General features: G+C 45.5%; 10 protein-coding genes. 7 read left to right on the top strand and 3 right to left on the bottom strand.

Annotated features, from left to right (window positions below):
• The 3 genes from LDL40_RS13210 to LDL40_RS13220 form a co-directional block, all read left to right on the top strand.
• On the top strand, positions 1-2035 hold a 2035-nt coding region (locus tag LDL40_RS13210), incomplete at its 5' end, for an FAD-linked oxidase C-terminal domain-containing protein (RefSeq protein ID WP_300995841.1).
• A 188-nt stretch (positions 2036-2223) separates the two neighbouring features.
• Positions 2224-4005 (top strand): AsmA family protein, encoded by a 1782-nt coding sequence (locus LDL40_RS13215; RefSeq protein ID WP_300995842.1) that lies wholly within the window; start codon positions 2224-2226, stop codon positions 4003-4005.
• A gap of 142 nt (positions 4006-4147) precedes the next feature.
• The gene (locus LDL40_RS13220) at positions 4148-4528 is read left to right on the top strand and encodes a DUF1761 domain-containing protein (protein WP_300995843.1); all 381 of its coding nucleotides are present in this window, start codon (positions 4148-4150) and stop codon (positions 4526-4528) included.
• Positions 4529-4591: 63 nt separating this feature from the next.
• On the opposite strand, the gene fabA is transcribed toward LDL40_RS13220, so the two are convergent.
• The gene (gene fabA, locus LDL40_RS13225) at positions 4592-5104 is read right to left on the bottom strand and encodes a 3-hydroxyacyl-[acyl-carrier-protein] dehydratase FabA (protein WP_046521051.1); all 513 of its coding nucleotides are present in this window, start codon (positions 5102-5104) and stop codon (positions 4592-4594) included.
• 116 nt (positions 5105-5220) lie between these two features.
• Here fabA and LDL40_RS13230 point away from each other — a divergent pair, with 116 nt between their 5' ends.
• The gene (locus LDL40_RS13230) at positions 5221-5478 is read left to right on the top strand and encodes a hypothetical protein (protein WP_300995844.1); all 258 of its coding nucleotides are present in this window, start codon (positions 5221-5223) and stop codon (positions 5476-5478) included.
• Between the two features lie 77 nt (positions 5479-5555).
• Positions 5556-6410, top strand: coding sequence for a 6-carboxytetrahydropterin synthase (locus LDL40_RS13235; protein ID WP_300995845.1), 855 nt, complete (start codon positions 5556-5558; stop codon positions 6408-6410).
• 58 nt (positions 6411-6468) lie between these two features.
• On the opposite strand, the gene LDL40_RS13240 is transcribed toward LDL40_RS13235, so the two are convergent.
• Positions 6469-7482, bottom strand: a complete 1014-nt coding sequence (locus tag LDL40_RS13240) for a metal-dependent hydrolase (RefSeq protein ID WP_300995846.1) — start codon at positions 7480-7482, stop codon at positions 6469-6471.
• A gap of 1 nt (position 7483) precedes the next feature.
• On the bottom strand, positions 7484-9265 hold the full coding sequence (locus tag LDL40_RS13245; RefSeq protein ID WP_300995847.1) for a M61 family metallopeptidase: 1782 nt from the start codon (positions 9263-9265) through the stop codon (positions 7484-7486).
• Between the two features lie 50 nt (positions 9266-9315).
• On the opposite strand from LDL40_RS13245, the gene hinT reads away from it, so the two are divergent.
• Together hinT and LDL40_RS13255 are read left to right on the top strand one after the other, a co-directional pair.
• Positions 9316-9666 carry a purine nucleoside phosphoramidase gene (gene hinT / locus LDL40_RS13250; protein WP_300995848.1) on the top strand — a complete coding sequence of 117 codons (351 nt, stop codon included), beginning with the start codon at positions 9316-9318 and terminating at the stop codon, positions 9664-9666.
• An 85-nt stretch (positions 9667-9751) separates the two neighbouring features.
• Positions 9752-10000: hotdog domain-containing protein (locus LDL40_RS13255; RefSeq protein ID WP_300995849.1), on the top strand; the 249-nt coding region annotated here is incomplete at its 3' end.

Consider the following 10000-nt stretch of genomic DNA (forward strand, 5'->3'; position numbering starts at 1 on the left):
CTTTATCGAAGATGTGCCAGGCAAGACCATGCTGGGCCTGAATATGGTTGAATACAATGCTGAGGACGAAGCCGATATGGCGCAAAAAGTCCAGCAGTTAGAAGAGCGGCTGCAGCAGTCCGTAGCAAAGGGGGAGTCTGGTATTATTGGTTATCAACTGACTTATGATAACAACGCCATTAACCAGATTTATGCGATGCGCAAAAAGGCGGTTGGTCTTTTGGGCAACGCCAAAGGCAGTAAAAAACCTATTCCTTTTACGGAAGATACGGCAGTTCCTCCTGAAAATCTGGCTGATTTTATTATGGAATTCCGCGCTTTATTAGATAGTCATGGTCTGGCTTATGGCATGTTTGGTCATGTGGACGCAGGTGTGCTGCATGTGCGTCCGGCTTTGGATATGTGTGACCCGGAGCAGGAAAAACAGTTACGCGTGATTTCTGATCAGGTGGTAAAACTGACCGCAAAATACGGCGGTTTGATGTGGGGCGAACACGGCAAAGGCTATCGCAGCGAATATGGTCCGGAGTTTTTTGGCGAGGCTTTATTTACCGAGCTGCGTAAAATCAAAACGGCGTTTGACCCCTTCAACCGTGTCAACCCAGGCAAAATTTGTACACCTATCGACAGCAGCGAGCCGTTGGTCAGTGTGGATGATGTAAAACGTGGCTTTTACGACAGGCAAATCCCTGTCGTAGTGAAAGAGAGTTTTGACAGCAGCTTAAATTGTAACGGCAATGGCCTGTGTTTTAACTACGAAGAAAATTCACCTATGTGTCCGTCCAGTAAGGTCACCAAAGACAGACGACACAGCCCTAAAGGCAGAGCAGGATTAATGCGCGAGTGGCTGCGATTAATGAGCAATCAGGGCGTGGATGTATTGGCGCAGGAGCACGAGCTGCTGAATAATTCCCGGACTCTGTCTGGTGTGGTGGCCAAAATCAAAAACAGCTGGCAGAAAAAGCAGGGCCAGTATGATTTCTCCCATGAAGTGATGGAGGCTATGGAAGGCTGCTTGGCCTGTAAGGCCTGTGCAGGTCAATGTCCAATTAAAGTCGATGTGCCATCATTCCGCGCCCGATTTATCCAGCTGTATCACAGCCGCTATTTAAGGCCTGCGAAAGATTATCTGGTTGGAAATATTGAGCGTTCGGCACCGCTACTGGCAAAAGTGCCAAGACTGGTTAACTTTTTTCTGCAACAAAACTGGATGGCAAGCCTGCTGAAAAAGACTGTGGGTTATGTCGACACGCCACAATTGTCGGTTCCAACCTTAAAGCAACAAGTTGCAGGTAAGTACAGCTTTGATTTAGCAAGGCTTAAGGCTTTGCCCGAGCAGGAAAAACAAAAACTGGTGCTATTGGTGCAAGATCCTTTTACCAGTTTCTATGACGCGGACTTAGTGTCTGATGCGCTGCAGTTAATCGAAAAACTTGGCTTCAGGGCCGTGCTGTTACCATTTATGCCCAATGGAAAACCTCAACATGTAAAAGGCTTCCTGCGCGATTTTGCTAAAACAGCAAAAAATGCTTCTGATTTTTTAAATCAGGTCGCAGCATTAGGGGCTCCATTAATTGGTTTAGACGCTTCCTTAGTTCTGGTGTATCGCGACGAATATGTGAAGGCTCTTGGCGCTCACCGGGGCGATTATCAGGTGGCATTGTTCCATGAATGGTTAGTGAAACAAGATTTACCAGCCATCCAGACTCAGCAAAGCTTTAGTTTGCTGGCGCATTGCACTGAAAAAACGGCGCTACCAGCGACTGAAAATCAGTGGAAACAGATTTATGCCAAAGCTGGCCTAGAACTCAAAGCCATTGCTGTCGGCTGCTGCGGTATGGCTGGAACCTATGGTCATGAAGCCCAGAACTATGACAAGAGCAAAGCTCTGTACGAAATGAGCTGGCAGCAACCTGTGCAAAGCTTCGGTGCGGATCAAGTGCTTGTGACAGGATTCTCCTGTCGTAGTCAGGTCAAGCGTTTCGAAGGTGTTAAACCTAAACATCCGTTACAACAATTACTGAAACTACTCTAATTGATACTAGTTTGAGTTGTTTGACCCGCCGGGACAGCATTGCTGTTCCGGCACCTTTATTATTGTTTTATTGAACCCCATTCCTTCATAACTATTCCCTTCAATACAAACGAGTTCAGCTTAGGTTTATGCCATTGAGCTATGCTAGCCATTGGCTTTTTAATAACTTCACCCAAAGGAAGATGGATATGAATTGGTTTAAATGGCTGCTCGCGGTCGTGGCAGGCTTTATCGCAGTAGCTGCCTTTTATCTGCTGGTCGTGTTTGATTTAAATGACTTTAAAGCGGAAATTACCACCAAGGTTGAACAACAAACCGGACGAGAACTGCAGATAGCAGGGGATATTGGCTGGACTATTTACCCTAGTCTTGGGGTGTCTTTGACCGATGTAAAACTATCGAATCCAAAGGGGTTTGCGCCAGAGCAAATGCTGGAAGTGTCCGAATTGACAGCAGCCGTCGCCTTGGTGCCATTGTTTAACAAGGATCTGCAGGTTCAGCAGCTGTATTTAGACGGTGTCACCGCCAATCTGGTGACCCGAAAAGATGGTAGCTCCAGTATGGATGGTCTGACGGCAGATAAAACGATCGCTACTAATGAAACCGGAGCTGCGACCAGCCAACCAGTGCAACTACAGGATCTATCCATTAGCAACCTGCAATTAAATCTGTTGACTGAAGGTAGTTCAGAGCAGCGATTAAGCTTGAAATCACTCACATTAACTGATTTTAAAGCCAATGAATGGGCGCCGCTGGATTTTGAACTGGTCGTTTTGTCTGGCCAAACCCAGCTGGATGTCAAAGGTTCTGCACAATTGCAATTGAGTGAAAACAATCAGTTAGTGCTGCTAAAAGACTTTGTTGTAGAGACTGAATTTACGGGTGTCCCGGTCAAACAGCTTTCTCTAAAGACAGAGTTAACACTGGCACTGGATAAAAAACAGCTGGAGTGGCAGTGGAAAAAGTTACAACTGGATGAGATTAAAGGTTCAGGCCAACTGTCAGTGAATTACGCTAAACAAGCCGTGATTAAACTGGATCTGCAACTGGATGAAGTGGACACAGCTTCTTACATCTCTGACAACAGCGCGGAGCAAGCAGGTACAACAGCTCAGCAAAACAGTGCCGAACCTGATTTATCAGCGCTGCGCCAATTTGATCTGGATTTAAAACTGGCAGTGAAGACATTCAAAGCCGCAGGTCTGCATACAGAAAACCTGCAATTGGCGTTGACCAATAAAGCGGGGCTGGTTCAAATTCAAAATGCCAGCGCAGATTTGTACCAGGGCAAAGTTCTGGCCAAAGCTACGCTGGATGCCCGCAAAACCCCTGTCAGCTATAGCTTCAATAAACAACTGTCCGGTCTGGCGCTGCGGCCCATGCTGATGGATGGCGCTGATATTGATTTATTAAGCGGCGCTGCAAAACTGACTATTGAAGGCAAAGGTCATAGTTTGCTACCGGAGCAGATCAAGAAAAACCTGCTGGCAACCGGCAGTTTTGAAGTGACAGATGGTTCTTTGTATGGTGTTAATATCGCGCAAATGATCCGCAATGCCAAAGCTACGCTGAAAAATGATGCTCAGGCCGATGATAATTCAGAGCAAAAAACGGACTTCTCCAGCTTAACCGGCAGTTTTAACCTGGCTGATGGTGTGTTGACCAACCCGGATTTAAAAATGGCGGCGCCTTTATTACGTCTGGCAGGCAAAGGCTCAGCTAACTTACTGAATGAAGAACTGGATTATCAACTCAGCACTGCTCTGGTGAATACATCAAAAGGTCAGGGTGGTAAAGAAAAAGAGGAGTTGGCTGGCGTTGAAATACCACTTAAAATCAGCGGCACCATGCAAAAACCTAAATACTCTTTAGATACCAAAGCCTTATTGGAAGGCCAGTTGAAAGGGAAAGTAGAAAGTGGCAAAGAAAAACTGAAAAACAAGCTGCTGGAAAAACTCGGCGGTGGTTAACAGACAAAGCTGATAAAGAGCCCACGAGCTAGCCAGATCCTGGGCTTTTTTATGCGCAGCAAAATTGACTTAGTCCGCTGTAACTTTCAGACTGAGCAGGCAATAACAACAGTCCGTATCTGAAAAATAACAAGGAAACATAATGAATACATGGGCGATAGTTCTGGCTGCGGTTTCCAGCTTTATGCTGGGTGGTTTATGGTATTCCCCTTTATTGTTTGGAAAAGTCTGGAATAAAGAAAATGGCGGCGTGGAACAAAACGCTCACCCGGCCAAAGTTTTTGGCATCAGTTTTTTATTTTCTTTGTTGGCAGCTTATTGTTTTGCAGTCTGGATAGGGCCTGCACCAGATTTACTGATGGCGGTGCATGCAGGTGCATTAGCAGGCTTTGGTTTTGTCGCAGCCAGCTTTGGTATCAACTACCAGTTTGCCCAACGCTCTCTTAAGTTGTGGTTGATTGACGGAGGTTATCATCTGGTTCAGTTTATGCTGTTTGGTCTGATTTTAGGTTTGTGGCATTAAGTGCAAAACGTTCAGATAAAAAAACGGAGCATTAAGCTCCGTTTTTTCTAAGACAAAACCTGCTTAGAATGCAGAAGTATCTTGAAATAAGCCCACTTTCAGCTCTTTAGCTGTGTAAATTTCGCGGCCATCCACACTGACAGAACCTTCGGCTATGCCCATAAACAATTTACGTTTGATCACACGGGTCATATCAATACGGTAGGTGACCTTTTTGGCTGTCGGCAGAATTTGGCCAGTGAATTTCACTTCACCCACGCCTAAAGCACGGCCTTTGCCCGGACCTCCAGCCCAACCAAGGAAAAAACCCACCAGCTGCCACATCGCATCCAAACCTAAACAACCTGGCATCACCGGGTCGCCTTTAAAGTGGCAGTCAAAAAACCATAGTTCAGGATGAATATCAAATTCAGCGATGATTTCCCCTTTACCGTATTTACCACCTTCTTCTGAAATGTGCACAATACGGTCAATCATCAGCATATTATCGACTGGTAACTGACTGTTACCTTCGCCAAATAATTCCCCACGGCCGCAGGCCACTAAATCTTGTTTTGTAAAGCTATTCTTAGTCATGTATGTTAGATCCATCATCAAGGCTGGGCCACTTTAGCGAACACTTGTAAGCTAAACAAGTCCGATTAGTCAACTGACCTTCCAAAATCAAATTAACAGTACAAGATAGAAGCATTATGACGGAACCAGAAAAAAAACGAATTTCTAATGCGGAAAAACAACAACGCTACAGAGAGCGGCAAAAAGGTTCGGGTAAAAAAGAATTACGTGGTTACTTGTCTCCGGAAGCCTTAGCTTGTTATCAGGAAATTCAGCAGAAAACTGAATGGAGCGACAGTGTGATGCTCAGCAATGCGATACGTTTAATGTATGCCGCTCATAAGCTTGGACAAATAGGTTTACTGAACGGCTGGTTGACTGAACATAAAAAATGAGGCCAACTTAACGGGCGCTGCGTATTGCTTTATAATGCCGCCAACTTTGCTGTTTCAGCGCTACCCGGAAGTGTTTTATGATTTTATTTGTCCGCGACTTAACCGTCATCGATTTTTCTTATCTTTGCCAGCAAAGAGGTTTACTGGGCGAAAGTTATATTGTCGACGTAGAGTTGCATGGGGACCTTGACCAAACCTCTATGGTATTTGATTTTGGTCTTGTGAAAAAAGTAATCAAAAAAGCCATTGACCAGTTAGTGGACCATAAGCTGGCCATTCCTGTGTTAAGCCCTGCGACTACGTTGCAAAGCGGGGAGGTGGAGCAAGTTTTATTCGAGTCTGCAAAAGGGCTAGTGCAAGTAGCTTCGCCGGCTGAAGCTTTTGCGCTGATCCAGGCAGAGAAAATCGATATGGCCTCAGTCACTGAATTCTTAACCGAACAAATTAAATCTTTATTGCCTGCAAACGTAGCCAAGTTAGTGATCCAACTGCGCACTGAACAGGTCAGCGGATTTACTTATCATTATACTCATGGTCTTAAAAAGCATGATGGCAACTGTCAACGCATAGCTCATGGCCACAGGTCGACCATTCAGATTTTCGATAATGGCATGTTGTCGCCTAAGTTGGGTAAATACTGGTGTGAGCGCTGGGAAGATATTTATTTGGCTACGGCAGAAGATCAGATTGATGCCTCAGCCTTACGTTATTTGCGCGCTGAAACTGACGCTTTAAACTTTGCCTATAGCTCTGCACAGGGCTATTTCGAAATTTCGCTGCCGGCAACAACCTGTGAAATTGTGCCTTGTGACACCACAGTGGAATGTTTAGCTGATTTTATCGCCCAAAGCATAAAAGAGTCACATCAACTCAATGCAGTCAAAGTAATAGCTTATGAAGGTGTAGGTAAAGGCGCTATTGCTTTTGCCTAACGGCTGAAAAGACCGGAACATAGTATTCACTGTTAACACTATGCTTCGGCCTCGTTTTTTATTTCATCAAGTCTGAAAGTGGTAATTCGGTTTTCGACAGCGCGCGCTGATACAACCAGGCGAAACTGGTTGTATTGTCCCGAGGGAATTCGAGTTGGACTGGCGGCTGAGCTTTAGCCTCTTTAGCTATCACAAAACTAAAGCTATAAAAAGGCGCCATGCCCATCCGCAGATCCGTAAGTATCAGATCTCTTCCCTGATACTCCAATTGGTAAAAACCATGACTGAACCAGGCTAAACGTGCTACAGCCGCATTGTCCTTCCATTGTTCAATCAAACTGTTATCCCGGCTAAAGCTGCGCCATTGCATTTTAGTGGGATCATCAAGTAACGAATAATAGGCTTCGAGATACTCGTCTTCATTGATCACCACAGCACGCCACAACAAGGTATTAAAAGGTGTTGCAGTCACTAATAGCTTATCCACCTTGTGCCCTTGAATAGCCAACTGCTGCTTAACTTCAGCATAAGCCCATTGTTGTGCGAGTAACCCAAACAACAAATAAACGCTGCTGCAGGCCAAACCTAAATGATTCCAACGCAGATTTTTACCAAAAAGCGCCATGCCAGTGCCGAGCAGCAGAGGCAGAGTATACAAAGGGTCTATAACAAAAATACTACCAGTACCAAAAGGATAGTCACTAAAAGGTAAAGCCAGCTGGGTACCGTAGATGGTTAGGGTATCCAACAGAGGGTGAGTCACCAGAACCAGCCACAATGCCAGTAAGCCAGGTTTAAACAAAGTGGGTGTTCTGAGTAGTTTCATCCAGAGCATTGCAAAAAGTGGTGAAACTAAAGTGAGGTAAAACAATGAATGGCTTTCAGTGCGATGAAAGGTCATGTCACTTATCGGATCGCCGTGTGAAATTAACACGTCCAAATCGGGCAGGGTACCAAACAAAGCTCCGGCTGCTACGGCATGCCAGAGCTTTATTTGTTTACAGCGAATAGGTGTAGCCAAAGCGGCAGCGCTCACTGCAGCACCCAGAGCTATTTGTGATAAGGAATCCATATTAAGCCTGAGTACTCCCAATCCAACAGGCGACCTTTGACGGATCAACAAGCCGCAGATAAGTTAAGGTTTCAGCGGAACTTTCTATGGGCATGGAGAGTTGCACCAGACGCTGCTTACGAAATACGTGTAAAGTCACTACGCTGCCAATCGGACTTTGGTTGAGTTGTCGCCAGAAGTTTTGTTCTGTTGCTTTGACCGCATTGATAGCGATCAGTATGTCCTGAGCCATTAGTCCCGCTTTATAGGCCACTGAACCTATAGGGACATTGGTTATTTTTAAACCTTCAACTGAAGCGCTAAAAGCCGCACCAAAGGCCCTCACCTGGTAAATAGAGCCTTTGCTACCAGACAAGTCTTTACTGTGTTCTTGTTGACGTACTCCAGTCGTTACACCCAAGTGGGGTAACAGTTGGGTCAAAGGTAATGATGAGGCTTCATTTACCCAGCCGTACAATTCTTCAGCTATCTCTTTACCCGCATAGTCGGAACATAACTGGATAAACTGCTGCTCTGTACTGCCAGTGACTGGTTCACCATAACTGCGCCATGCCAATAGCATCAAGGCGTCGAGGCTTTTGCCATTACTTCGCAGTAAAGCGTCCAGACACAATGCAATCAGGCTACCTTTGGTGTAGTAACTGACGACCGCATTCACTGCGTTTTCATCTTGTTTATAGTACTTAGTCCAGGCGTTAAAGCTACTGTCGGCGACAGACTGCACTTGTTCAGAAGGACTAAGCTGGACTCTGTTGATTGTCTTCTCCAGGGCCGCAAAGTACTGCTCCTGAGTCAGCAAACCGCAACGAACCAGTGCTAAATCATCATAGTAAGACGTAAAGCCTTCATATAACCATAACTGACTAGTGTATTGCTCAGATACTAACTTATATGGCAGAAACAGGCTGGGTTTGGCACGCTTAACCCACCAGGTGTGGAAATACTCGTGACTGCACAGGCCAAGCAGGTTTTGATATTCTGCCGTGCTTTCATCAGGGCGTTGTGCATTGGGTAAATCCTGGTGAGTTAACATCAGTAATGTGGAATTATGATGCTCAAGACCACCATACCCTGCATCTGTCACCCAGCATAAAAACCAGTACTGACTTAAGTCTGTGGGTAATGCACCGAATAGCTGTTGCTGCTGCAGGCAGATGCGTTGTAAATCTGTTTTAAAGCGCTCCAAATCAAGCTGTTCGTGGCCAGCAAGCGCAAGATAATGTGGCACACCACAGACGTCGAACACAGCTAAGTCCAGTTTACCCAGCATTAAAGGAGTATCGATAAGCTGTTGATAGTTATCAGCATGATAGAGGCCGCATTGCAGTGGCTCTGTGGTGCTAGCTCTGGTTAATCCTGTAGCTACTTGCCAGTCTAAGAATTCGGGAGCAGCCACAGTTAAAGTCACAGCTGAAGTTTCCAGACCTTTGACTTCAAGACACAGAGCGGCTGGGTTTAAAATAGCCAATTGATCGTCCAGGTAACAACCTCGGACTGACAGGTCAAAAGCGTATACCTTGTAGCGTAGTCTGAGCTCTTGCAGATTATGTTGTAGCAGCCAACTTTGTTTATCCAGCTGTTGCAGGGTTAAAGCACCGTTAGCATCAAAAGCTTCGATTGAATGCAGATGTTTAGCAAAGTCTCTCACCATATAACTGCCGGGGATCCAGGCAGGCAAACTTAACTGGACCGGCTCAGTACCTTGGGGCGTAAAATGCAATTCCACTGAAATCAGATGTGCAGTGATGTCCATAATACTTAGCTGGTAAGCCACTAGCGTCATACCCTATACTCCCGAATGTAATCTGTGCATTATTTTATAAGGAACTTCTGATGGCTCAAGAAACAATTTTTAGCAAAATCATTCGACGTGAAATTCCGGCCGATATTTTGTATCAGGATGAATTAGTCACGGCTTTTCGTGATATCAACCCCAGAGCTCCTACTCATATTTTGATTGTGCCTAATGTATTAATTCCAACTGTCAATGATGTTGAGCCTCAGCATGAATTGGCTTTAGGGCGTTTATTTACCGTAGCCCGCAAACTGGCTGCAGAGGCTGGCATTGCAGAAAACGGTTATCGTTTGATCATGAACTGTAACCAACACGGCGGCCAGGAAGTGTATCATATTCATATGCATCTGGTTGGTGGCAAAGCTTTGGGCGCTATGGTGGCTCGCTAAACTCTGCTTTTTATCGCCGGCTTTTGGCTTGCAATTGCCGGCAAAACTTCTAAAATTCGCCCCTTTTTGACTGCCGGAGACCTCTATGACTGACGAAGCTTTACTTGCCAAACGTATTGAATACGCAGTGACCCGCGTCACTAAAACTGTATTTCCTGGCAGGACTAATCATCACAATACCTTATTCGGTGGCGAAGCCTTAGCCTGGATGGACGAAGCCGCTTTTATTGCCGCGACCCGTTTTTGCCGCAAACCTTTGGTCACTGTCTGTTCCGACCGGGTAGATTTTAAAGAGTCTATTCCTGCTGGCACTATTATCGAACTTGTAGCCCGT

This window comes from Rheinheimera sp. (genome assembly GCF_020217005.1).
Lineage (GTDB): Bacteria > Pseudomonadota > Gammaproteobacteria > Enterobacterales > Alteromonadaceae > Pararheinheimera.